The 24,091-nt window shown below is 36.4% G+C and carries 24 protein-coding genes, 1 rRNA gene and 2 other annotated features; all 25 genes read left to right on the forward strand.

Annotated elements, in window-relative coordinates:
* The first annotated feature begins 6 nt into the window (after positions 1–6).
* The 25 genes from rrf (at position 7) to rpoB (ending at position 23,889) form a co-directional block, all read left to right on the forward strand.
* Positions 7–123, forward strand: a 5S ribosomal RNA gene (gene rrf, locus F9279_RS18175).
* Positions 124–480: 357 nt separating this feature from the next.
* A complete protein-coding gene (locus F9279_RS18180; protein WP_152115623.1) occupies positions 481–942 on the forward strand; it encodes a CtsR family transcriptional regulator in 462 nt (153 codons plus the stop codon).
* A 32-nt stretch (positions 943–974) separates the two neighbouring features.
* The gene (locus F9279_RS18185) at positions 975–1,523 is read left to right on the forward strand and encodes a UvrB/UvrC motif-containing protein (RefSeq protein WP_152115625.1); all 549 of its coding nucleotides are present in this window, start codon (positions 975–977) and stop codon (positions 1,521–1,523) included.
* 1 nt (position 1,524) lies between these two features.
* Positions 1,525–2,589, forward strand: a complete 1,065-nt coding sequence (locus F9279_RS18190) for a protein arginine kinase (RefSeq protein WP_152115627.1) — start codon at positions 1,525–1,527, stop codon at positions 2,587–2,589.
* Between the two features lie 26 nt (positions 2,590–2,615).
* Entirely contained in the window at positions 2,616–5,063 is a 2,448-nt protein-coding gene (gene clpC / locus F9279_RS18195) for an ATP-dependent protease ATP-binding subunit ClpC (RefSeq protein WP_152115629.1), read from the forward strand.
* A 123-nt stretch (positions 5,064–5,186) separates the two neighbouring features.
* Positions 5,187–6,566, forward strand: a complete 1,380-nt coding sequence (gene radA / locus F9279_RS18200; protein ID WP_152115631.1) for a DNA repair protein RadA — start codon at positions 5,187–5,189, stop codon at positions 6,564–6,566.
* A 231-nt stretch (positions 6,567–6,797) separates the two neighbouring features.
* The gene (locus tag F9279_RS18205) at positions 6,798–7,871 is read left to right on the forward strand and encodes a PIN/TRAM domain-containing protein (protein WP_152115633.1); all 1,074 of its coding nucleotides are present in this window, start codon (positions 6,798–6,800) and stop codon (positions 7,869–7,871) included.
* A gap of 19 nt (positions 7,872–7,890) precedes the next feature.
* A complete protein-coding gene (ispD, locus tag F9279_RS18210; protein WP_152115634.1) occupies positions 7,891–8,595 on the forward strand; it encodes a 2-C-methyl-D-erythritol 4-phosphate cytidylyltransferase in 705 nt (234 codons plus the stop codon).
* Between the two features lie 4 nt (positions 8,596–8,599).
* Entirely contained in the window at positions 8,600–9,082 is a 483-nt protein-coding gene (gene ispF, locus F9279_RS18215) for a 2-C-methyl-D-erythritol 2,4-cyclodiphosphate synthase (protein ID WP_152115636.1), read from the forward strand.
* Positions 9,083–9,261: 179 nt separating this feature from the next.
* Positions 9,262–10,719, forward strand: a complete 1,458-nt coding sequence (gene gltX, locus F9279_RS18220) for a glutamate--tRNA ligase (protein ID WP_152115638.1) — start codon at positions 9,262–9,264, stop codon at positions 10,717–10,719.
* A gap of 48 nt (positions 10,720–10,767) precedes the next feature.
* Positions 10,768–11,022 (forward strand) — a binding site (T-box leader).
* A gap of 168 nt (positions 11,023–11,190) precedes the next feature.
* Positions 11,191–11,841: a serine O-acetyltransferase gene (cysE, locus tag F9279_RS18225; protein WP_152115640.1), complete on the forward strand. Its 651-nt coding sequence runs from the start codon at positions 11,191–11,193 to the stop codon at positions 11,839–11,841.
* Positions 11,841–13,241: a cysteine--tRNA ligase gene (gene cysS / locus F9279_RS18230; protein WP_152115642.1), complete on the forward strand. Its 1,401-nt coding sequence runs from the start codon at positions 11,841–11,843 to the stop codon at positions 13,239–13,241. The genes cysE and cysS overlap by 1 nt, the downstream gene beginning before the upstream one ends.
* A gap of 3 nt (positions 13,242–13,244) precedes the next feature.
* A complete protein-coding gene (locus F9279_RS18235; protein WP_152115644.1) occupies positions 13,245–13,652 on the forward strand; it encodes a Mini-ribonuclease 3 in 408 nt (135 codons plus the stop codon).
* A 12-nt stretch (positions 13,653–13,664) separates the two neighbouring features.
* A complete protein-coding gene (gene rlmB / locus F9279_RS18240; RefSeq protein WP_152115646.1) occupies positions 13,665–14,408 on the forward strand; it encodes a 23S rRNA (guanosine(2251)-2'-O)-methyltransferase RlmB in 744 nt (247 codons plus the stop codon).
* A gap of 1 nt (position 14,409) precedes the next feature.
* On the forward strand, positions 14,410–14,919 hold the full coding sequence (locus F9279_RS18245; protein ID WP_152115648.1) for an NYN domain-containing protein: 510 nt from the start codon (positions 14,410–14,412) through the stop codon (positions 14,917–14,919).
* A 70-nt stretch (positions 14,920–14,989) separates the two neighbouring features.
* Entirely contained in the window at positions 14,990–15,649 is a 660-nt protein-coding gene (sigH, locus tag F9279_RS18250) for an RNA polymerase sporulation sigma factor SigH (protein ID WP_152115650.1), read from the forward strand.
* A 95-nt stretch (positions 15,650–15,744) separates the two neighbouring features.
* Entirely contained in the window at positions 15,745–15,888 is a 144-nt protein-coding gene (rpmG, locus tag F9279_RS18255; RefSeq protein ID WP_152115652.1) for a 50S ribosomal protein L33, read from the forward strand.
* A 48-nt stretch (positions 15,889–15,936) separates the two neighbouring features.
* A complete protein-coding gene (gene secE, locus F9279_RS18260) occupies positions 15,937–16,119 on the forward strand; it encodes a preprotein translocase subunit SecE (RefSeq protein WP_152115654.1) in 183 nt (60 codons plus the stop codon).
* A gap of 155 nt (positions 16,120–16,274) precedes the next feature.
* Positions 16,275–16,808, forward strand: coding sequence for a transcription termination/antitermination protein NusG (gene nusG / locus F9279_RS18265; RefSeq protein ID WP_152115656.1), 534 nt, complete (start codon positions 16,275–16,277; stop codon positions 16,806–16,808).
* Between the two features lie 166 nt (positions 16,809–16,974).
* Positions 16,975–17,400: a 50S ribosomal protein L11 gene (rplK, locus tag F9279_RS18270; protein WP_141434103.1), complete on the forward strand. Its 426-nt coding sequence runs from the start codon at positions 16,975–16,977 to the stop codon at positions 17,398–17,400.
* Between the two features lie 111 nt (positions 17,401–17,511).
* Positions 17,512–18,201 carry a 50S ribosomal protein L1 gene (gene rplA, locus F9279_RS18275; protein ID WP_152115658.1) on the forward strand — a complete coding sequence of 230 codons (690 nt, stop codon included), beginning with the start codon at positions 17,512–17,514 and terminating at the stop codon, positions 18,199–18,201.
* Between the two features lie 57 nt (positions 18,202–18,258).
* Positions 18,259–18,408, forward strand: a sequence feature (ribosomal protein L10 leader region).
* Between the two features lie 33 nt (positions 18,409–18,441).
* On the forward strand, positions 18,442–18,942 hold the full coding sequence (gene rplJ / locus F9279_RS18280) for a 50S ribosomal protein L10 (protein WP_152115660.1): 501 nt from the start codon (positions 18,442–18,444) through the stop codon (positions 18,940–18,942).
* A gap of 55 nt (positions 18,943–18,997) precedes the next feature.
* Positions 18,998–19,357 carry a 50S ribosomal protein L7/L12 gene (rplL, locus tag F9279_RS18285; protein WP_016204548.1) on the forward strand — a complete coding sequence of 120 codons (360 nt, stop codon included), beginning with the start codon at positions 18,998–19,000 and terminating at the stop codon, positions 19,355–19,357.
* 118 nt (positions 19,358–19,475) lie between these two features.
* Positions 19,476–20,081, forward strand: a complete 606-nt coding sequence (locus F9279_RS18290; RefSeq protein ID WP_152115662.1) for a class I SAM-dependent methyltransferase — start codon at positions 19,476–19,478, stop codon at positions 20,079–20,081.
* A 247-nt stretch (positions 20,082–20,328) separates the two neighbouring features.
* Complete coding sequence (gene rpoB, locus F9279_RS18295) at positions 20,329–23,889, forward strand: DNA-directed RNA polymerase subunit beta (protein ID WP_152115664.1); 3,561 nt, start codon at positions 20,329–20,331, stop codon at positions 23,887–23,889.
* Positions 23,890–24,091: the final 202 nt, after the last annotated feature.

Raw genomic sequence — 24,091 nt, forward strand, 5'->3', positions numbered from 1 at the left:
AAATAGTCTGGTGGCGATAGCGAGAAGGTCACACCCGTTCCCATACCGAACACGGAAGTTAAGCTTCTCAGCGCCGATGGTAGTTGGGGGCTCTCCCCCTGTGAGAGTAGGACGTCGCCAGGCTGTCAAAAAGTTCTGAAAGCAATTAAGCTTTCAGGGCTTTTTTTATATCTTTTTTTCTAAAATATATATATTTATCCTTTTTTACTACCTCAATATAATGTAACCTCTATTTTTCCCTTTTTCTTAACCTAACTCCATAGTTAAACTAAATTATTGTTAAAACTTGAAAATTATAATAAATCAGACTATAGTTAATATAATATTTTAACCCCTCTTATACTAATAAATAGCAAAAACAATATAGGTTTGGAATTGACGGAAATTGGGAAAATTAATAAAGCGTCATTCTTGCTAAACAATCTTTTTATCATGTATAATATTAGTCAAATATAGTCAAAGTCAGAAGGGGGAGGCTTGGTGAGAAATATTTCTGATATTATCGAGCATTACTTAAAAGAAGTATTAGAAATGAGCGAAAGATCATTAGTGGAGATAAAACGAAGTGAAATTGCTGATAAATTTGAATGTGTTCCATCACAAATCAATTATGTTATTAATACCCGGTTTACTATTGAAAAGGGGTATATAGTAGAGAGTAAACGTGGTGGAGGCGGCTTTATTCGAATTATGAAGGTTCAAACACATGATCATGCTCATTTAATTGACCAAATACTTTCCCTTATTCAAATACGTATATCTCAAAGTAATGCCGAGAATATGATATATCGCTTAGTAGATGAAGAAGTCATTAATAAAAGAGAAGCAAAAATAATGTTAAGTGTAATAGACCGCTCCGTATTATATTTGGAGCTGCCATATAGAGATGAACTACGTGCAAGAATTTTAAAAGCTATGCTGACTACGTTGAAATATAAATAGACATTATTTGGTTTGTAATAGAGGTGAAAAACATGATGTGTTCGGAATGTAAGGAAAGACCTGCTACTATTCATTTTTCCAAGAATATTAACGGAGAAACTACCGAGTTTCACTTATGTGAACATTGTGCAAAGGAAAATAGTGATATTAATCTATTTAATGGTTCGTCCGCTTTTTCCATAAACAACTTGTTAGCAGGATTATTAAACATAGAGCCAAGCTTTCAGCATATTAAAGAAGATTCATATAAAAAGCAGCAACACTTAAAATGTGAAGCTTGTAATATGACATTTTCCCAGTTTAGAAAATTAGGTAGGTTAGGTTGTCCTCATTGCTATGAAACGTTTAAAGAACAATTACAGCCTTTTTTCAAGAGGTTACATGGTGGCAATATAGAACATAAAGGAAAAATACCTGAACGAATTGGTGGACATTTCCTTATAAAAAAAGAGATAGATCTATTACGAAATAACTTAAGAGAATTAATTGATAATGAGGAATTTGAACAAGCAGCTGTGATTAGAGATGAAATTAGACAAAAGGAAAAACTCCTAACTTCCTTTAGCAAGGAGGTTGAATAAAATGTCGATAGAAAAATTCATGAGCAAAGCTCGCACCTCTTGGATGTGCTCAGAAGGACCAGAATCAGACATAGTTTTAACATCTCGGGTAAGATTAGCAAGAAATATTCAAAATATAAAATTCCCACTTTTGTATTCTAATGAAGAAGCAACAGAAGTATATACTCAAGTAGAAAATCAATTAATAAGTCAGACAGTAGAACCTTTTGGACAATTAGAATGTTTGCGTATGAGTGAATTAAATCAATTAGAAAAAAGAGTGTTGGTTGAAAAACACCTGATTAGTCCTCAGCTTGCTAACGACTCCTCTTATGGTGGAGTAATACTATCAGAAAATGAAGAGATAAGTATTATGATAAATGAAGAAGATCATATACGAATTCAATGTATAAAGCCTGGTCTTCAAGTGTTAGAGGCACTAGAGGAAGCTAATCAAATAGATGACATTATAGAAGAGTCTATAGATTATGCATTCCATGGAGAAATGGGCTATTTGACTAGCTGTCCTACTAATATTGGAACAGGTTTAAGAGCTTCCGTGATGATGCATTTGCCCGGCATGGTGCTTACACAACAAATGAATCGTATTATTCCTGCCATCCAACAGCTTGGTTTAGTGGTAAGAGGAATATATGGTGAGGGCAGCGAAGCATTAGGTAATATATTTCAAATTTCTAACCAAATTACTTTGGGTAGGACAGAACAAGACATTATTGAAGATTTAAAGAGTGTTGTAACCCAATTGATTGAACAGGAAAAAGTAGCAAGGAATGCATTAGTGAAAACCTCTAACATACAATTAGAAGACAGAGTTTTCCGTTCTTATGGAATCCTTCTGAATAGTCGTATTATGGAGACAAAAGAGGCAGCTAAATGCTTGTCAGATGTTCGATTAGGAATAGATCTAGGCTATATTAAAAATGTCTCTAAAAGCATACTTAATGAACTAATGATTCTTACTCAGCCTGGGTTTCTACAGTTATATGCAGGCGAACAAATGAATCCAAATGATCGCGATATTCGTCGCGCATCCTTAATAAGAGAAAGACTAAAATTAGAAAACTAATAAATGATTTTAAGGAGGATGAAAGTATGATGTTTGGACGATTTACGGAAAGATCTCAAAAGGTTTTAGCTCTATCCCAAGAAGAGGCAATGCGACTTGGTCATAACAATATAGGAACAGAACATATCTTACTTGGTTTGGTACGAGAGGGAGAAGGTATCGCTGCTAAAGCTTTACAAGCTTTAGGCTTAGAAGCTGAGAAGATTCAAGAGGAAGTAGAGAAACTGATTGGTAGAGGTCACGAGGCTACTGCAGTTCCACACTATACCCCAAGAGCGAAAAAAGTAATTGAGCTCTCCATGGATGAAGCTAGAAAATTAGGTCATTCCTATGTTGGGACAGAACATATCTTGCTTGGTTTAATAAGAGAGGGAGAAGGGGTTGCTGCTAGAGTATTAAATAACTTAGGAGTTAGTTTAAATAAAGCTCGTCAGCAGGTACTTCAATTATTAGGAAGCAGTGAGTCGGGAAGCCATCAGGGTGGTTCTGCTGCAAGTGCAAATACTCCAACTCTAGATAGTTTAGCACGCGATTTAACGGCTATTGCTAGAGAAGGTAGCTTAGACCCTGTAATTGGCCGAAGTAAAGAAATTCAACGTGTTATCGAGGTATTGAGTAGACGTACAAAAAATAACCCAGTACTCATTGGAGAACCAGGTGTAGGGAAAACAGCTATCGCAGAAGGTTTAGCACAACAAATTATTCAAAATGAGGTTCCTGAAATCCTTCGTGATAAACGAGTAATGACCCTTGATATGGGTACGGTTGTTGCAGGCACAAAATATCGTGGTGAATTTGAGGATCGTCTGAAAAAAGTGATGGATGAGATTCGTCAGGCTGGTAATATTATTCTGTTTATTGATGAATTGCATACATTAATTGGTGCTGGTGGAGCAGAAGGAGCAATAGATGCTTCCAATATCCTTAAGCCTTCTTTAGCAAGAGGAGAACTTCAATGTATAGGGGCAACAACACTAGACGAATATCGTAAGTACATTGAAAAAGATGCTGCATTAGAAAGAAGATTCCAGCCTATTACAGTAGATGAACCAACTAGTGAAGAATCTGTTCAAATTTTAAAAGGGCTAAGAGATCGTTATGAAGCACACCATCGTGTATCTATAACAGACGAAGCTATTGAAGCTGCTGTTAAATTATCTGATCGCTATATCTCTGATCGCTTTTTACCAGATAAAGCTATTGATTTAATTGATGAAGCTGGCTCGAAAGTGCGCTTAAAATCGTATACAACTCCTCCAAATTTAAAAGAGCTAGAGGTAAAACTAGAGGAAGTTCGCAAAGAGAAGGATGCTTCCGTTCAAAGTCAAGAGTTTGAAAAAGCGGCATCTTTACGTGATACAGAGCAGCGATTAAGAGAGAAGCTAGAAGAAACGAAAAAGAGTTGGAAAGAAAAGCAAGGACAAGAAAATACAGAGGTTACTGTAGAGGATATTGCTAGTGTTGTATCTAGCTGGACCGGAATACCCGTATCTAAGCTTGCACAAACAGAAACAGATAAATTACTAAATATGGAGAACATCTTACATGATCGAGTAATTGGTCAAGAAGAAGCAGTTAAGGCTATCTCTAAGGCAGTAAGACGTGCTAGAGCAGGTTTAAAAGATCCTAAGCGTCCAATAGGCTCCTTTATATTCCTTGGTCCAACTGGAGTAGGTAAAACAGAGCTAGCTCGTGCGTTAGCAGAATCTATGTTTGGCGATGAGGATGCTATGATTCGAATCGATATGTCTGAATACATGGAAAAACACTCAACTTCTAGATTAGTGGGATCACCTCCAGGTTATGTTGGATATGAAGAAGGTGGACAATTAACAGAAAAGGTAAGAAGAAAGCCATATTCTGTTGTTCTTCTTGATGAGATTGAAAAGGCACATCCTGATGTATTCAACATTCTTCTACAGGTATTAGAAGATGGACGTTTAACAGATTCTAAAGGAAGAACAGTTGATTTTAGAAATACAGTCTTAATCATGACTTCTAACGTCGGAGCTTCAGCATTAAAACAAAACAAATATGTTGGTTTTAATGTACAAGATGGAGATCAAGATTATAAAGACATGAAAGGCAAAGTGTTGGAAGAGTTAAAAAGAGCATTCCGTCCTGAATTTCTTAACCGTATAGATGAAACAATTGTTTTCCATGCTTTAGAGAAGAAGCATCTAAGAGAGATCGTTACATTAATGGCTGATCAGTTAGTGAAACGTCTGAAAGAACAGGATATTCATTTAGCAATAACAGAAGCAGCTAAAGAGAAAATTGCGGAAGAGGGATATGATCCTGAATATGGAGCAAGACCACTACGTCGTGCTATTCAAAAACATATTGAAGACCGTCTATCCGAGGAACTCTTAAAAGGCACTATTTTAACAGGACAACAGGTTGATCTAGATGTTGAGAATGGCGAATTTATAGTAAAGCTGCAGAATTCGGATGCAGTCAACCTTCAAAAATAATTATCATTACCATAAAGTGACACACGTATTTTATTTATTTACGTGTGTCATTTGTTTATTATAGAAAAATAAGAGAAAATGAAGTTATTATTTTTCTAACTAGATATAAATGGAGGTTTAAGTTTGGCTAAAAGAAAAACAAAATTTATGTGTCAGGATTGTGGATATGAATCAGCCAAGTGGATGGGAAAGTGTCCTGGTTGTGGTAATTGGAACACAATGGTAGAAGAAGTAGAAAAGAGTTCTGGACAAAGAAAAGGTGCTTTTGCTCATACAGCTACCAGTACTATTGCAGCAAAGCCAATACCTATTACGAGCATCGAAACCGTTAATGAACCACGAATATATACTGAATTAGCAGAATTAAACCGTGTATTAGGTGGAGGCATTGTACGAGGATCTCTCGTATTAATTGGGGGAGATCCAGGGATTGGGAAATCAACTTTGCTACTACAGGTATCTTCTCAGTTAGCGCAGAAGAGACATTCTGTTTTATATGTATCGGGGGAAGAATCGCAGAAACAAACCAAGTTAAGAGCAGATCGTTTAGGAGTAATGTCAGAACACCTACTTGTTTATTCAGAAACAAATTTAGAGGAAATAAGCCGAACTATTGAAAATACCAACGTAGAGTTTGTTGTCATTGATTCCATACAAACCATCTATCACCCAGAAGTCACTTCAGCGCCAGGTAGTGTTTCTCAAGTAAGAGAGTGTACAGCAGAGCTAATGCGTATAGGGAAAACCAAAGGAATTGCTATTTTTATAGTTGGACATGTGACGAAAGAGGGCTCTATTGCAGGACCAAGGCTCTTAGAGCACATGGTGGATACTGTATTATATTTTGAAGGGGAACGCCATCATACTTATCGCATTTTGCGGGCTGTAAAGAATAGATTTGGATCTACTAATGAGATGGGTATTTTTGAAATGAAGGAATTTGGTCTAGAGGAAGTAGAAAATCCATCAGAGATTTTTCTAGAAGAGCGCTCACAAGGTGCGGCAGGTTCCACAGTTGTAGCATCAATGGAAGGTACAAGGCCAGTCTTGGTTGAAATTCAAGCTTTAATTTCTCCGACGAGCTTTGGTAATCCAAGGAGAATGGCTACAGGAATCGATCATAATAGAGTTCCACTCTTAATGGCTGTATTAGAGAAAAGAGTAGGTATGCTATTACAAAATCAAGATGCCTACCTGAAAGTAGCAGGTGGAGTAAAACTAGATGAACCTGCTATTGATTTAGCCATTGCCGTTAGTATTGCTTCAAGCTTTAGAGATAAGCCAACAAGAGCTACAGATTGTATTATTGGAGAAGTTGGTTTAACCGGTGAGGTAAGAAGGGTTTCTCGCATTGAACAAAGAGTACAGGAGGCTGCTAAGTTAGGGTTTGAGCGTGTGATTGTACCAGCTAATAATATAAGTGGATTTAAACCTCCTAAAGGAGTAGAAGTGATTGGAGTAAATACAGTGGCAGAGGCATTAACTGCTGCTCTAGGTTATTAGTAGATTACCTTTTATAAAGAAAAAAGCCGTTGAAGTGGAAAAAACTATGTGTTAAAATGGATTATTTAATTATTTGACATTAACTTGTTTTGAATGATAATCTAGTTTTATCCAATGAATTCATAAATTACTTATAAAAAATTAACTTTTTCATTACAAATAAAAAATTCCTGTAATAATAGGTTTCAAATTTAGGAATTTGTTTATAATGTGGAAGAGGAGGTGGAAGTATTGTTAAAACGCATTGTTCAGGCTTGTTTCTTAATTATCGGAGGAACAATTGGATTTTTATTTATTCCTGATTTATTTTCAGTGATGTCCATTAATTATGAGTTAATTAATAACGTATATGTGTCAGCAATACTTGGAGCCATTATATTTTATTTTATTACTTTCTGGGCGATTGATCACATCGTTAACTTTATTAAGTTATTAGAAGAAAAGATAGTAAAAGCTCCTATTACCGATATTATCTTTGGTGGTGTTGGAATAGCTTTTGGTTTAACCTTGGCTTTTTTAGTAGCGTATACTTTATCTTCTGTTCCAGTATTAAATACAGTTGCTCCTATTCTTTTAGCTTTACTTTTTGGTTATTTAGGGTTTCAAGTTGGATTTAAGAAAAGGGATGAATTACTGAATCTATTTACTGCTAGACGGAAGAAGTCAACAGAAGAAGAACCAGTTAAAGTAGAGAAAAGTGATTTAAAGATATTGGATACTAGTGTTATTATTGATGGAAGAATAGCAGATATATGTCGAACAGGATTTTTAGAAGGAACAATCGTTATTCCACAGTTTGTCTTGGGCGAGCTTCAGCATATTGCTGATTCATCAGACGCATTGAAGCGAAATCGAGGTAGAAGAGGATTGGACATTCTTAATAAAATCCAAAAGGAACTAGCAATTAAGGTAGAGATCTATGAAGGGGATTTTGAAGAAATCGCTGAGGTAGATAGCAAACTAGTTAAATTAGCTAAGTTGACAAATGGCATAGTCGTTACAAATGATTTCAATTTAAATAAAGTATGTGAATTACAAAAGGTTTCCGTTCTAAATATTAATGATTTGGCAAATGCCGTGAAACCAGTAGTTCTTCCCGGCGAAGAAATGAAAATCCAAATTATCAAGGATGGGAAAGAGCATAACCAAGGTGTTGCCTATCTTGATGATGGTACGATGATTGTTGTGGAAGAAGGTCGAAATTATATAGGTAAGCATATTGATGTAGTGGTTACTAGTGTCTTACAAACATCAGCAGGTAGAATGATTTTTGCTAAACCTAAGTTGTTAGAAAAAGCATTATAAAAGGGTAGGGGTTCATGTTATGGCTTATGAAGTCATTATTCCAGCAGCAGGACAAGGTAAAAGAATGGGTGTGGGTAAAAATAAGCTATTCTTAGAAATAGACGGCATCCCAGTTTTTATCCATACATTACAAGTATTTGAAGAAGATAATAATTGTCAGGGCATTTGGTTAGTGGTTAGTCCTCAGGATAAAGAAGAAATGCATCAATTACTTGAAAAATATGAGATAAAAAAGATTCAAGCTCTGGTAGAAGGTGGAAAAGAAAGACAACACAGTGTCTACCATGCAGTGAAAAGGATAAAAAACAACTCAATAGTGCTTGTTCATGATGCTGCAAGACCTTTTATTCAAATAGAGCAATTAGAAATATTAGCAGAAACTGCTAAAGAAAGCGGAGCAGCTGTTTTAGCGGTACCTATTAAAGATACAGTGAAAAAGGTACAAGGTGATTTAGTAGTAGAAACAGTGGAGCGTTCTAGCTTGTGGGCTATTCAAACCCCACAAGCTTTTCGCATTTCTATTTTAAAAGAGGCTCATGAGAAGGCAGAGTTAGATACATATGTAGGAACAGATGATGCAAGCTTGATTGAAAGATTAGGGTTTCCTGTACGTATTATAGAGGGAAATTACGATAATATTAAGCTTACAACTCCAGAGGATTTATATTTTGCAGAGGCTATTCTTGCGAAAAAAAGTATAGAAAAAATGAAAATAAAGGAGTAAACCAATGTTTCGAATAGGACAGGGTTTTGATGTACACCAATTAGTTGAGGGAAGACCGCTTATTATTGGAGGAATTGAAATTCCATATGAAAAAGGATTATTAGGTCATTCAGATGCAGATGTTCTATTGCATACTATTGCAGATGCATGTCTAGGTGCTGTAGGAGAAGGAGATATAGGGAAGCATTTTCCAGATACAGATGCGGCATTTAAAGATGCTGATTCTGCAAAACTACTTCAGCATGTGTGGGAAATTGTAAAGCAAAAAGGGTATGAATTAGTGAATGTGGATTGCACTATAATGGCTCAACAGCCAAAAATGGCTCCGCATATTAAAACAATGCAAGAAAGAATAGCTGAATTGTTAGAAACAAGTGCGGGAAATGTTAATGTGAAAGCTACAACAACTGAAAAGCTAGGCTTTACTGGAAGGGGAGAAGGGATTGCCTCTCTTGCAGTTGTTTTATTACAGAAAAGAACAGTTTAATAGCAATCTATAAGGGAAACGCTCTTTTAAAGGAAAAAACAAAATGATAGAATAGAGAACAAAAGCGTAAGTTATTAACCTATACGGTATTAGCACTAATATAATATATCTTTTATGAGAAAGTAATGGGATACACTTGCGTATTTATTAGAACTGAATAATTAAGGAGGCACATTGGCATGTCTAAAGAAATTCGTGTTCGGTATGCACCAAGTCCAACTGGACATTTGCATATAGGGAATGCGCGTACTGCACTATTTAACTATTTATTTGCTCGAAGCACTGGTGGCAAATTTATTATCCGTATTGAGGATACAGATAAAAAAAGAAACATCCAAGGTGGAGAAGAAAGCCAGTTGAAATATTTAAAATGGCTTGGAATGGACTGGGATGAAAGCGTAGATGTAGGTGGAGAGTACGGCCCATACCGTCAATCTGAGAGAAATGATATTTATAAAAAATACTATACGGAGCTTTTAGAGAAGGGCTTAGCTTATAAGTGCTATTGTACAGAAGAAGAGATTCTAGCTGAAAGAGAAGCACAAGTGAGTAAAGGGGAGACACCTAAATATTCAGGGAAGTGCCGTCATTTAACGAAGGAACAACAAGAGAAGCTAGAAGCAGAAGGAAGACAACCTAGTATTCGTATCTTAGTTCCAGAAAATGTGGTATATGAATTTGAAGATATGGTAAAAGGTTCTGTTTCTTTTGAATCGGAAACAATTGGTGATTATGTTATTGTGAAAAAAGATGGTACACCAACGTATAATTTTGCTGTAGCTATTGATGATCACTTAATGGAAATTTCCCATGTATTACGTGGAGACGATCATATTACTAATACACCTAAGCAGTTGATGATTTATGATGCTCTTGGGTGGGAGAGACCTGTTTTTGGTCATATGACATTAATCGTAAATGAAAATAGAAAGAAGCTTAGTAAGCGAGATGAATCTATTATTCAATTTATTGAACAGTATGAAGAGTTGGGTTATCTTCCTGAAGCTTTATTCAACTTCATTACACTACTTGGATGGTCACCTGAAGGAGAAGAGGAGATATTCTCTTTAGAAGAGTTCGTTCGTATTTTTGACCCAGCAAGATTATCAAAATCTCCAGCATTATTTGATCAAAATAAATTAGCATGGATGAATAATCAGTATATTAAGAAGGCAGAGCTAGATACAGTAATAGAACTTGCATTACCTCATTTAGTAAAAGCAGGCTTAGTAAGTGAAAATCGAACAGACACAGAAAATGCTTGGATAAGACGATTAGTGGATTTATACCAGGAACAAATGAGCTGTGGAGCAGACATTGTGGAATTATCTCCGTTATTCTTTGCTGATGACATCCAATATGAAGAAGAGGCAAAGGAAGTATTGGCTGGTGAACAAGTTCCTACTGTTGTACAAGCATTTAAAGACGCGCTTTCAGAAATGCCTGAGTGGAGTGCAGATCAAATTAAATCTGCGATAAAAGCCGTACAAAAGGCTACCGGGCAAAAAGGAAAGAACTTATTTATGCCAATTCGAGTAGCAACTACGGGGCAAACACATGGGCCTGATTTACCAAAAGCAATTGAGCTTTTAGGGCAAGACAAAATTGAGAGTCGCCTAGCAAAATTAATTAGTTAACTTTTTGCATAAAATGTAATATAGTATAGGAAATAAATAATAAAATAAGATAAATCGTAGATGAGGAAAAGTAAGAAAAGGAAGCTTTTTAGAGAGAATCATCATTGGCTGAAAGTGATTTAAGCTCATCCTTTTTTGAAGTGCACCTCTGAGTCTTTTATTGAAAAATAAATAGTCCCTTTTAGAAGGGAGTATTATTAAGTAGATAGAAGCGGGTTCCTACCCGTTATAAGGTCGAGTGGAGATTATTGCTTGGGCAATAATTTAAACAGAGTGGAACCGCGCCGAAAAAGCGTCTCTGTCTTTTTAGACAGGGACGTTTTTTGCTTTAAATCTTGCGAAAATACGAGTGTGAAGCAGTAAAAGCAAAGGGGATAACACATTTAGTCATAACAGGTAGATGAAAGGTATATTGCAAGAAAGAAGAGAAGATTTCTACTTGGTAGATTGGATTATGAGGGAGGGGTAGCTATGTTTCGGCGCATGAAAGAAGATATTTCGGTAATTTTCGAGCAGGATCCTGCTGCGAGAAGTTCATTGGAAGTAATATTAACATACTCTGGTTTACATGCTATATGGCTTCATAGAATAGCTCACTATTTATTTAGACATAATCGCTTTTTTCTAGCAAGAATGGTTTCTCAATTTAGTCGTTTTGTAACAGGGATTGAAATACACCCTGGAGCAAAGATTGGTAGACGACTATTTATAGACCATGGTATGGGAGTGGTAATTGGGGAGACTTGCGAAATAGGGGATAATGTAACGATATTCCAAGGAGTAACGCTAGGTGGAACGGGAAAAGAAAAAGGAAAAAGGCATCCGACAGTTAAGGATAATGCTTTAATTGCTTCAGGCGCCAAAGTCTTAGGTTCCATTGTGATTGGGGAATATGCCAAGATAGGTGCTGGCTCGGTTGTTTTGAAAGATGTACCAGCTAATTCAACAGTAGTAGGTATTCCTGGAAGAGTGAAAGTACAAGATGGTATTAAGATTAATAAGGATCTAAATCATTGTGACTTACCAGATCCACTCAGTGACCGATTAAAAGAGATGGAGTTAGAAATGACTCAGCTTAGAAATCTTATAAAGGAATTACAAGAAGAAAGGAGTTATAAGTAATGACTATTCAAATATATAACACTTTATCGAGATCAAAGGAGGAGTTTGTTCCTCTAGAAGAAGGAAAGGTAAAAATGTATGTATGTGGGCCGACAGTTTACAACTATATTCATATCGGAAATGCTCGTCCTGCCATCGTATTTGATACAGTTAGAAGATATTTGAAATTTCGTGGTTTTGATGTACAGTTTGTTTCTAACTTTACAGATGTAGACGATAAGTTAATTAAAGCAGCTAATGAGTTAGGAGAGACTGTACCAGTAATTGCCGACCGTTTTATTCAAGCATACTTTGAAGATGTATCAGCACTAGGCTGCAAAAAAGCAGATGTTCATCCAAGAGTAACAGAGAGTATGGATATCATTATTGACTTTATTGCAGCATTGGTTGATAAAGGGATTGCTTATGAATCAGAAGGGGATGTATATTACCACACAAGAGCGTTTGAAGGATATGGTAAGCTTTCGCATCAATCTATAGATGAATTGCGTTCTGGAGCGAGAATAGCAGTTGGGGAGAAAAAACAAGATTCTTTAGATTTTGCTCTTTGGAAAAAGGCTAAAGATGGAGAAATCTCCTGGGATAGTCCGTGGGGGAAAGGCAGACCTGGATGGCATATAGAATGCTCTGCGATGGTTCGCAAATACCTAGGTGACACAATTGATATTCATGCAGGTGGTCAAGATTTAGCCTTTCCACATCATGAGAACGAAATTGCTCAATCAGAAGCATTAACAGGGAAAACCTTTGCTAATTACTGGATGCACAATGGATATATTAATATTGATAATGAGAAGATGTCTAAGTCACTTGGGAATTTCATTACTGTTAACGATATTATTAAAATTCATGATCCTCAAGTGTTAAGATTTTTCATGCTTTCTGTGCACTATCGTAATCCAATTAACTATAGTGAAGAGGTATTAGAGAATACTAGAGCAGGGTTAGAAAGAATTAGAACATCTTATGAAAACCTAAAGCATCGCAGTGTATCTAGTACAGATCTTACAGATTCAAATGATGAGTGGCTAGAAAAGATGAAGGAATTACATGAACAATTTGTTACAAGTATGGATGATGATTTTAACACAGCCAATGCTATTTCCGTTCTATTTGAATTATCTCGACAAGCTAATTATTATCTGTTGGAAAAGACAACATCACCAACTGTGATTCATGCTTTTATGAATGAGTTTGAAGCATTGTTCGAAGTTCTAGGCTTATCTTTATCCGCAAACCAAGAACTTTTGGATGAAGAAATAGAAGCATTAATTGAGAAAAGAACGCAAGCTAGAAAAGATAGAAATTTTCAGTTGGCTGATCAAATTAGAGATGAATTAAAAGCAATGAACATTATTTTAGAAGACACCGCACAAGGTATACGTTGGAAAAGAGGGTAACAGATGATCCTCTATGAAAAAAAAGTAGATGAAAAACAACTGAACAGCTTAGCTCTTGCTTATATGGGCGATGCTGTTCTTGAAATTTATGTAAGACGACATTTATTGTATAGTGGAAAAGTGAAACCGAATAATCTTCATAGAGAAGCAACTAAATATGTTTCTGCAAAAGGACAAGCTAAAGTAGTTCACCGATTGCTGGATGAAGATTTTTTCTCTGAAGAAGAAATTGCGGTATTCAAGCGAGGAAGAAATGCGAAATCTGGGTCTGTTCCCAAAAATACAGATGTGCAAACATACAGAAACAGTACGGGGTTCGAAGCTGTACTTGGATATTTATATCTGGCTAATAAAGAAGAACGATTTGAAGAAATAATTAAAGCAACTTTCTCTATCATTGAGAGTAAATAGGAGGAACAAATAGTGTCTAGTGACTATATTGTTGGTAAAAATGCAGTAATAGAAGCATTAAAATCAGAGCGAGATGTAAATAAAATATTGATAGCAGAAGGATCACAGAAAGGACAAATGCAAACAGTCATTGGCTTAGCAAAGAATGCTAATGTACTTGTTCAGTTTGTACCTAAGAAGAAGTTAGATAGTTTAATTGATGCAAATCATCAAGGAGTTGTGGCACAAGTGGCAGCTTATCAATACGCCGAAATTGATGATTTATTCGCATTAGCCGAGAAAAAGCAAGAAACCCCATTTTTTTTACTTCTTGACGAAATTGAGGATCCTCACAATTTAGGTTCTATTATGAGAACAGCTGATGCAGTAGGGGCACATGGTATTATTATCCCTCGAAGAAGAGCAGTAGGTTTAACGGCAACAGTAGCTAAATCCTCTACAGGAGCAATTGAACACATACCAGTTGCAAGAGTTACCAATATGGCGAGAACGATTGATGAATTAAAGGAAAGAGGAATCTGGATAGCAGGAACCGATGCAAAAGGAAGTGAAGATTATCGTAGATTTGATGGCACAATGCCATTGGGACTAGTAATTGGTAGTGAAGGAAAAGGCATGGGAAGATTAATTAGAGAAAAATGTGATTTTCTCATCCATTTACCGATGGCTGGAGCAGTTACATCATTGAATGCATCCGTTGCAGCAGCACTTTTAATGTATGAGGTTTATCGTAAACGCTACCCACTAGAGGGATAAGATGGATATTCTGATAGTAGACGGATATAACATTATTGGAGCATGGCCAGAGTTAAATGTTTTGAAAAATAAGGATCTTGCAGCTGCTAGGGATACTTTAGTGGAAAAAATGGCTGAGTATCAGGGCTATTCCGGCTACCGTGTGATTATTGTTTTTGATGCCCATTTTGTTCGAGGAACGCAAAAAAAGTACAAAAATTATAAGGTAGAAGTAATTTTTACGAAAGAGAATGAATCCGCTGATGAACGGATTGAAAAAATGGCGATTGAATTAAATAATAGAAAAACACAAATATATGTAGCAACCTCTGACTTTACAGAGCAGTGGGCGATTTTTGGGCAGGGAGCATTAAGAAAATCCGCAAGAGAGTTGTTAATTGAAATGCATGGAATGGAAAGAGACATTGGGAAAAAGGTAAAGAAAATCAAAGAAAGAAAACCAGTTGCAAAGATTCCACTTACAAAAGAAGTAGAAGAAATTTTCGAAAAATGGCGACGTGGAGAGAAATGAGTTGTTGACGCTTAAAAAAAGCCTAGAGTATAATGGATTTATCCATGATTGCACGGTCGGGGGGATCTGTATGAGTACTGACAACGGGACTAAGAGTAACGAAAGTATGGAAAAATATATAGAACTTGATGATGAAGTGTTAGTGGAATTGGTGCATAAAGGACATAGCGATGCACTGGATTATTTAATTCAGAAGTATCGTAACTTTGTTCGAGCTAAAGCCAGATCCTATTTTCTTATTGGTGCTGATAAAGAAGATATCGTACAGGAAGGGATGATTGGTCTTTATAAGGCAATTCGTGACTTTAAAGAGGACAAGCTTTCCTCCTTTAAGGCTTTTGCAGAGTTGTGTATTACTAGGCAAATCATTACAGCAATTAAGACAGCTACAAGGCAAAAACATATTCCCTTAAATTCTTATGTTTCTTTAGATAAGCCCATTTATGACGAAGAATCTGATCGAACATTAATGGATGTTATATCTGGTGCTAAGGTGCTAGATCCAGAAGAGTTAATCATTAATCAGGAAGAGTATGACCATATCGAGATAAAAATGTCTGAATTATTAAGTGATTTAGAAAGAAAAGTACTTGCTTTATATCTAGACGGTCAATCTTATCAAGAGATTTCGGAAGAATTAAACAGACATGTGAAATCAATTGATAATGCTCTCCAAAGAGTCAAGAGGAAATTAGAGAGATACCTAGAATTACGAGAATTTTCTCTTTAAAAAGGAATAGAACAGCTTCTTACTGATATTGACATTGAATACTTGTACATGATACAGTTTTGTCAGATATAAAGGACGTAGAAGGTGTAGGATAGATGAGAAAGAAACTTGTATTAGCATGTGAAAAATGCGGTTCTAGAAATTATTCAACTGTGAGTAACAATGGGCCAGAACGATTAGAAATAAAGAAATTTTGTCAAAATTGTAATGCTCATACCATTCACAAAGAAACAAAATAATGCGCTTATGATAAGCTACCCGGTTTAAAAATGGAGGTACAACAAAAAATGCAAAGCACTATTAATTTTTTTCGTGAAGTTGGTAGGGAATTAAGAAAAGTTAGTTGGCCAAAAAAGAAAGAATTAACTAACTATACAATCACTGTATTAGTGACTGTTACCTTTTTTGCTATCTTCTTTGCAGTAGTAGACTTAGGAATTTCTGAACTTATTCGTTTAATACTTGAATAACCCTTATTCATTCATGGTATAATGGTAAAACGATAGGAAACATTTACAAAAGCCCGTTCAACGGGTTTTTTCATTTGCTGAAAAATAAATGACGATCCTAAAGGATATTAATAATAAAAATTCGCAGGGAGGGACGGACGAAGAAGTCCTCTTTTATGGAAAAAAATTGGTATGTAGTACATACGTACTCAGGCTATGAAAATAAAGTAAAAGCAAACTTAGAAAAAAGGGTAGAAACAATGGCGATGCAAGATAAAATCTTTCGTGTTGTTGTACCTGAAGAAGAAGAAACAGAAATTAAGAACGGGAAAACAAAAACAGTTAAACGAAAAGTGTTTCCAGGTTATGTGTTAGTAGAAATCGTAATGACAGATGATTCTTGGTACGTTGTTCGAAATACACCAGGCGTAACAGGATTTGTAGGGTCAGCCGGATCAGGTTCAAAGCCAACACCTCTTTTACCAGAAGAAGTACAAGGTCTTCTGAAGAGAATGGGAGTAGAAGAACAAAGAATTGAAATTGAAATCGAATTAGGTGAAACAGTGAAAGTAAACGAAGGTCCGTTTGCTAACTTTACTGGAACTGTTGAAGAGATTGACAAAGAAAAAGCCAAAGTAAAAGTGCTAGTGAATATGTTTGGTAGAGATACCCCAGTAGAGCTCGATTTTACACAAATTGAAAAATTTTAACCAGAAAACTTGAAATGATTTTGAAAAAGTGTTACTATTTCATAGGTCAGTATATCTCGTAAAGAGATAGGATATTGTCAAATTTCTTTATTTAATATAAAGACTAAGTTGAGTGGGAGGGGAAAACCCCTATTACCACATCACGGACTTTAAGGAGGTGTGTCTCGTGGCTAAAAAAGTAATTAAAGTTGTTAAATTACAAATCCCGGCAGCTAAAGCTAATCCGGCACCACCAGTTGGTCCTGCATTGGGTCAAGCAGGTGTAAACATCATGGGATTCTGTAAAGAGTTCAACGCTCGTACAGCTGAACAAGCTGGTCTAATCATTCCTGTTGAGATTACGGTTTTTGAAGACCGTTCATTTACATTTATTACAAAAACTCCACCTGCTGCAGTATTGCTTAAAAAAGCAGCTGGTATCGAGTCTGGTTCTGGTGAACCAAATCGTAATAAAGTAGCAACTGTGAAGCGTGACAAAGTACGCGAGATTGCTGAAACAAAAATGCCAGATTTAAATGCGGCAAGTGTTGAAGCAGCTATGCGTATGGTTGAAGGTACTGCACGTAGCATGGGTATTGTTATTGAAGACTAAACCTAAATAGGTTTGTTGATTAAGGTTGTGACGACGGTAAATCTTTAGTCGCAACCTTTATTCGTGGGAGGTAATTCCGCTAAAACCACAATTCAAGGAGGAAATAAAGTTATGGCTAAAAAAGGTAAGAAGTTTTTAGAAGCTATCAAACTTGTTGATCGTACTAAAGCTTACCCAATTCAAGAAGCAGTAGAGTTAGTGAAAAAAACTAGCACTACTAAATTTGATGCATCAGTTGAGGTTGCTTTCCGTTTAGGCGTTGACCCTAAGAAAGCTGACCAACAAATCCGTGGAGCAGTTGTTCTTCCAAACGGAACTGGTAAAACTCAACGCGTTTTAGTATTTGCTAAAGGCGAAAAATTAAAAGAAGCTGAAGCAGCAGGAGCAGACTATGTAGGCGATGCTGAATATATAAATAAAATCCAACAAGGTTGGTTCGATTTCGACGTAATCGTTGCAACTCCAGATATGATGGGTGAAGTTGGTAAACTTGGTCGTGTGTTAGGACCTAAAGGCTTAATGCCAAACCCTAAAACTGGTACAGTTACATTTGATGTAACTAAAGCAGTTAACGAAATTAAAGCAGGTAAAGTAGAATACCGTGTTGATAAAGCTGGAAACATCCACGTACCAATCGGTAAAGTATCTTTCGAAGATGCTAAACTTGTTGAAAACTTCAAAACTATTTTTGATACAATGGTAAAAGTGAAACCAGCTGCTGCAAAAGGAACTTACATGAAGAACGTTTCTGTTACTTCAACAATGGGACCTGGCGTAAAAGTAGATCCTTCTACTGTTTGATAAAATTTGGTATTTGACAAAGCAAGATAGATAGAATATACTACATCTTGTTGAAAAAAATAAATAACATTTGTACCGTAGACAGTAGGTGCTATTATTAGCTTAATTTCCTACCGAGGTAATACGATAGATTAGTCAGTTGTTAATGAACAACTATTGTATACACCTCCATGTCTTATTATGATATGGAGGATTTTATTTGTCGGTATGAATGTAGAAAATTCTACAGGAGGTGTAAAGATGAGCAGCGTAATCGAACAAAAACAACAAATAGTAAATGATATTGCTGAGAAATTTAAAGCTAGTAAATCAACGATCGTTGTTGACTATCGTGGTCTAACTGTTTCTGAAGTAACAGAACTTCGTAAACAACTACGTGAAGCAGGAATCGAGTTCAAAGTTTATAAAAACTCTTTAACTCGCCGTGCTGCTGAAGCTGTTGAATTAGCAGGTTTAAACGAATCATTAACTGGTCCAAACGCAATCGCGTTCAGTAATGAGGATGTTGTTGCACCAGCGAAAATTCTTAATGACTTTGCTAAAAAGCATGAAGCATTAGAAATCAAAGCAGGTGTAATCGAAGGGAACTTAGCAACTGTTGAAGAAGTGAAAGCTCTTGCTGAACTTCCATCACGCGAAGGTTTACTTTCTATGTTACTCAGCGTTCTTCAAGCACCAATTCGCAACTTCGCTCTTGTTACAAAAGCAGTTGCAGAACAAAAAGAAGAACAAGGCGCATAATATACATTTTCGAAATGTATCCTAAAAAACCCAAAATACAAGGAGGAACAATATAATGTCTAAAGAACAAATCTTAGAAGCAGTTAAAAACATGACTGTTTTAGAATTAAACGACTTAGTAAAAGCAATTGAAGAAGAATTCGGAGTAACTGCTGCTGCTCCTGTAGCTGTAGTTGCAGGTGGCGGAGAAGCTGCTGCAGAAAAAACTGAATTTGATGTAGTTCTAGCTTCTGCTGGAGATCAAAAAATCAAAGTTATCAAAGTAGTACGTGAAATCACAGGTCTTGGTCTTAAAGAAGCAAAAGAACTTGTTGACAACACACCAAAAGCTGTTAAAGAAGGCGCTTCTAAAGAAGAAGCTGAAGAAATCAAAGCTAAACTTGAAGAAGTTGGAGCTAACGTTGAAGTTAAGTAATGTTAGTTGAAAAAAGCTCGCTACCATAGCGAGCTTTTTTTACCTTAAAATTGTAGTGGTAAAACTACATTCCTCAAGTGGTCTTCCTTATAATAATCTCCTAAGGAGGTGTTCTAGAATGACAGAACATTATTATTCCCGAACCCAAAATGTAAACAGTGATCCTAATTACTGGGATTTCACCCTAAAGGGAAATACAATACGCTTTAAAACCGATAATGGTGTTTTCTCGAAAAAAGAAGTAGATTTTGGCTCCAGAATGCTGATTGAAGCTTACCAGTTTCCAGATGTTTATGGTGATATCTTAGATGTTGGTTGTGGTTATGGGCCGATTGGTCTTTCTATTGCTAAAGTTTCAAAAGATAGGACAATTCACATGGTTGATGTAAATCAACGTGCGATGGAGTTGGCAAAAGAGAATGCAGGTAACAATCAGATAAAGAATGTTAAAGTTTATGAAAGTGATCGACTTCTGCAAGTAGAAAAAGGAAGATTTGCTTCTATATTAACGAATCCTCCCATTAGAGCAGGTAAAAAAATTGTTCATGATATATTAGAACAAAGCTATGAATGCTTAGTGAATTATGGGGAACTATGGGTGGTTATCCAAAAAAAACAAGGAGCTCCATCTGCGATAGAAAAACTAAAGCGGTTTTTTAGCGAAGTAGAGGTAGTAGAAAAGAAAAAAGGTTATTTTATTATTAAGGCAAAAAGGATTGACTAGTCCTAGTCATTGTGATAGCATTGTATAATGCCAATATAATATTTTTCTGAAACTCACAATTTTATCTTGACTATTGTATAAAAATGGTGATAGAAGGAAAAACTAACAGAATAATATTAGAAATATGAAATTGTGGTTTTTTGATTGGAAAACCCTTTTTCTTTTTGTCTTATAAAAAATAATGTTATTATCTTTTTATAAGACGTAAATAGATGTACTATAACGTTTGATTTGAGGGGTGAATCAGTTGACAGGTCAACTTGTTCAGTATGGACGACACCGCCAGCGGAGAAGCTACGCACGTATTAGTGAAGTATTAGAATTACCAAATCTTATTGAAATCCAAACCTCTTCCTATCAATGGTTTTTAGATGAGGGATTGCGAGAAATGTTTCAGGACATTTCACCAATTGAAGATTTTACAGGCAATTTATCGCTTGATTTCATTGACTACAGCTTGGGTGATCCTAAGTATTCAGTTGAAGAATCCAAAGAACGAGATGTTACATACTCAGCACCATTGCGTGTGAAGGTTCGTCTTGTTAATAAGGAAACAGGAGAAGTAAAAGACCAGGATGTGTTCATGGGAGATTTCCCTCTAATGACTGAAACTGGTACCTTCGTTATTAACGGTGCAGAACGCGTTATCGTTTCTCAGTTAGTTCGATCTCCAAGTGTATACTATAATGGAAAGCTCGATAAAAACGGGAAAAAAGGATTTACTGCAACAGTTATTCCTAACCGTGGTGCATGGTTAGAATATGAAACAGATGCTAAGGATGTCGTATATGTACGTATTGACCGTACACGTAAGCTTCCAGTAACTGTTCTTTTACGTGCTCTAGGATTTGGATCCGATCAAGAAATCATTGAATTGATTGGTGATAACGAATACCTACGTAACACATTAGAAAAAGATAATACAGAAGGCACAGACAAAGCTCTATTAGAAATTTATGAGCGTCTTCGCCCGGGTGAGCCACCTACGGTAGAAAATGCTAAGAGTTTATTAGTATCAAGATTCTTCGATCCAAAAAGATATGATCTTGCTAATGTAGGACGCTATAAAATTAATAAAAAGCTACACATTAAAAATAGATTATTTGGTCATCGTTTAGCAGAAACGCTTGTGGATCCTGAAACAGGCGAAATCATTGCTGAAAAAGGCACGCTTTTAGATCGTCGTGCTCTTGATCGAATTATCCCTAATTTAGAGAATAACATTGGTTTCAAAACACTAAACCCTTATGGTGGAGTTTTAGAAGATGATGTTATTGTTCAATCAGTAAAAATCTATTCTCCATTAGATGAAGGAGAAAAAGAGATTAATGTTATTAGTAATGCGTATGTAGAAGAAGCTGTTAAAAACATTTCTCCTGCAGATATTATTTCTTCTATCAGTTATTTCTTTAATCTTCTACATGGAATAGGTTTAACAGATGATATTGATCACTTAGGTAACAGACGTCTTCGTTCTGTTGGTGAGTTGTTGCAAAACCAGTTCCGTATTGGTTTATCAAGAATGGAACGTGTAGTTCGTGAAAGAATGTCTATTCAGGATACGAATACTATTACACCTCAACAATTAATCAATATTAGACCAGTTATTGCATCCATTAAAGAATTCTTTGGAAGCTCTCAGCTTTCTCAGTTCATGGACCAAACAAACCCATTAGCGGAATTAACGCATAAACGTCGTCTTTCTGCATTAGGGCCTGGTGGATTAACAAGAGAGCGTGCAGGGATGGAAGTTCGTGACGTTCACTATTCTCACTATGGACGTATGTGTCCAATTGAAACGCCTGAGGGACCAAACATTGGGTTAATAAACTCTTTATCATCTTATGCAAAAGTAAATCGATTTGGGTTTATTGAAACACCATATCGTCGTGTTGATCCTGAGACAGGAAAAGTATCTTCACGTATTGACTACTTAACTGCAGATGAGCAAGATAATTACGTAGTTGCCCAAGCGAATGCTCGTTTAGGTGATGATGGATCATTCTTAGATGAAGATGTTGTAGCTCGTTTCCGTGATGAAAACGTAGTAGTCAAACGTGATCGTATTGACTATATGGACGTTTCTCCAAAACAGGTTGTATCTGCTGCGACAGCATGTATTCCATTCTTAGAAAACGATGACTCTAACCGTGCACTTATGGGTGCGAACATGCAACGTCAAGCAGTACCTTTAATGCAACCAGAAGCTCCAAGAGTAGGAACTGGAATGGAATATGTTTCAGGTAAAGACTCAGGTGCTGCTGTAATCTGTAAGCATCCTGGTATTGTTGAACATGTTGAAGCTCGTGAGGTATGGGTAAGACGCGTTTCTGAAGTAGATGGTCAAGAAGTAAAAGGTAATCTTGATAAATATAAAATGCTTAAATTTGTTCGTTCTAACCAAGGTACATGTTATAACCAACGCCCAATTGTTGCTGTAGGCAATAGAGTAACAAAAGGCGAAGTATTAGCGGATGGACCTTCTATGGAACTGGGTGAATTAGCACTTGGTCGTAACGTACTAGTTGCATTTATGACATGGGATGGTTACAACTACGAGGATGCAATCATCATGAGTGAGCGTCTAGTTAAAGATGATGTATACACTTCTATCCATATAGAAGAGTATGAGTCAGAATCCCGTGATACTAAATTAGGACCTGAAGAAATTACACGTGATATTCCGAATGTTGGGGAAGATGCTTTACGTAACTTAGACGACCGAGGAATCATCAGAATTGGTGCTGAAGTGAAAGATGGAGATTTACTAGTTGGTAAAGTTACACCTAAAGGGGTAACAGAACTAACAGCAGAAGAACGTCTACTACACGCTATTTTCGGTGAAAAAGCACGTGAAGTACGTGATACAAGTTTACGCGTACCACATGGTGGCGGCGGTATTGTTCATGATGTTAAAGTCTTCAACAGAGAAGATGGAGATGAACTACCACCAGGTGTTAACCAGCTAGTTCGTGTATATATTGTACAAAAAAGAAAAATCCATGAAGGCGATAAAATGGCAGGACGACATGGTAATAAAGGGGTTATCTCTAGATTATTACCAGAAGAAGATATGCCATATCTGCCAGATGGAACACCAGTTGATATCATGTTAAACCCACTAGGGGTTCCTTCTCGTATGAATATCGGTCAGGTATTAGAATTGCACCTTGGAATGGCAGCTAGAAGCTTAAATATCCATGTTGCATCTCCAGTATTTGATGGAGCGCGTGAGGAAGACGTTTGGGAAACAATTCGTGAAGCTGGAATGGCACAAGATGCTAAGACAGTCCTATATGATGGACGTTCTGGCGAACCATTTGATAACCGTGTCTCTGTAGGTGTCATGTATATGATTAAACTTGCTCACATGGTTGATGATAAGCTACATGCTCGTTCAACTGGACCGTACTCTCTAGTAACCCAGCAACCACTTGGAGGAAAAGCTCAATTTGGTGGACAGCGTTTTGGAGAGATGGAAGTTTGGGCACTTGAGGCATATGGTGCAGCTTATACATTACAAGAGATTCTTACTGTTAAATCAGATGACGTTGTTGGTCGTGTGAAAACATATGAAGCAATTGTTAAAGGTGAAAATGTACCAGAACCAGGAGTACCAGAATCATTCCGTGTATTAATGAAAGAACTTCAAAGTTTAGGATTGGATGTAAAAATTCTATCTAGCACGGAAGAAGAGATTGAAATGAGAGATACAGATGATGATGATGATGTTCAACAAGCTGAATCTCTAACAATAGTACCTGAGACTGAAGAGACTCAATCAGAAAAGGTAGGCATGCAAGAATAAAAGGATAATGAAAAGGCCTGTCTAAAACAAAAGGGTCAGACTCCACTAGAAAAGACATCTAGATAGAAGATCCATGCGATTTCTTTTATAAATAGATTGTTAGGTGAAGTCAGACCCTTTTGTGACGGCCATTCTTTGAATATAAACAGTTTTGTGATTGTCTATGTAAGGCAAATAGCCTGAAGATCGAAAGGGAGGTAGG

The organism is Bacillus sp. B1-b2 (genome assembly GCF_009183415.1).
Classification (GTDB): domain Bacteria; phylum Bacillota; class Bacilli; order Bacillales; family Cytobacillaceae; genus Niallia.

Coding starts and splice junctions, on each gene's coding strand:
- F9279_RS18185 (WP_152115625.1), top strand. CDS start 975: ATGATGTGTTCGGAATGTAAGGAAAGACCTGCTACTATTCATTTTTCC.
- F9279_RS18190 (WP_152115627.1), top strand. CDS start 1,525: ATGTCGATAGAAAAATTCATGAGCAAAGCTCGCACCTCTTGGATGTGC.
- clpC (WP_152115629.1), top strand. CDS start 2,616: ATGATGTTTGGACGATTTACGGAAAGATCTCAAAAGGTTTTAGCTCTA.
- ispD (WP_152115634.1), top strand. CDS start 7,891: ATGGCTTATGAAGTCATTATTCCAGCAGCAGGACAAGGTAAAAGAATG.
- ispF (WP_152115636.1), top strand. CDS start 8,600: ATGTTTCGAATAGGACAGGGTTTTGATGTACACCAATTAGTTGAGGGA.
- gltX (WP_152115638.1), top strand. CDS start 9,262: ATGTCTAAAGAAATTCGTGTTCGGTATGCACCAAGTCCAACTGGACAT.
- cysE (WP_152115640.1), top strand. CDS start 11,191: ATGTTTCGGCGCATGAAAGAAGATATTTCGGTAATTTTCGAGCAGGAT.
- cysS (WP_152115642.1), top strand. CDS start 11,841: ATGACTATTCAAATATATAACACTTTATCGAGATCAAAGGAGGAGTTT.
- F9279_RS18235 (WP_152115644.1), top strand. CDS start 13,245: ATGATCCTCTATGAAAAAAAAGTAGATGAAAAACAACTGAACAGCTTA.
- F9279_RS18245 (WP_152115648.1), top strand. CDS start 14,410: ATGGATATTCTGATAGTAGACGGATATAACATTATTGGAGCATGGCCA.
- sigH (WP_152115650.1), top strand. CDS start 14,990: ATGAGTACTGACAACGGGACTAAGAGTAACGAAAGTATGGAAAAATAT.
- rpmG (WP_152115652.1), top strand. CDS start 15,745: ATGAGAAAGAAACTTGTATTAGCATGTGAAAAATGCGGTTCTAGAAAT.
- secE (WP_152115654.1), top strand. CDS start 15,937: ATGCAAAGCACTATTAATTTTTTTCGTGAAGTTGGTAGGGAATTAAGA.
- nusG (WP_152115656.1), top strand. CDS start 16,275: ATGGAAAAAAATTGGTATGTAGTACATACGTACTCAGGCTATGAAAAT.
- rplA (WP_152115658.1), top strand. CDS start 17,512: ATGGCTAAAAAAGGTAAGAAGTTTTTAGAAGCTATCAAACTTGTTGAT.
- rplJ (WP_152115660.1), top strand. CDS start 18,442: ATGAGCAGCGTAATCGAACAAAAACAACAAATAGTAAATGATATTGCT.
- rplL (WP_016204548.1), top strand. CDS start 18,998: ATGTCTAAAGAACAAATCTTAGAAGCAGTTAAAAACATGACTGTTTTA.
- F9279_RS18290 (WP_152115662.1), top strand. CDS start 19,476: ATGACAGAACATTATTATTCCCGAACCCAAAATGTAAACAGTGATCCT.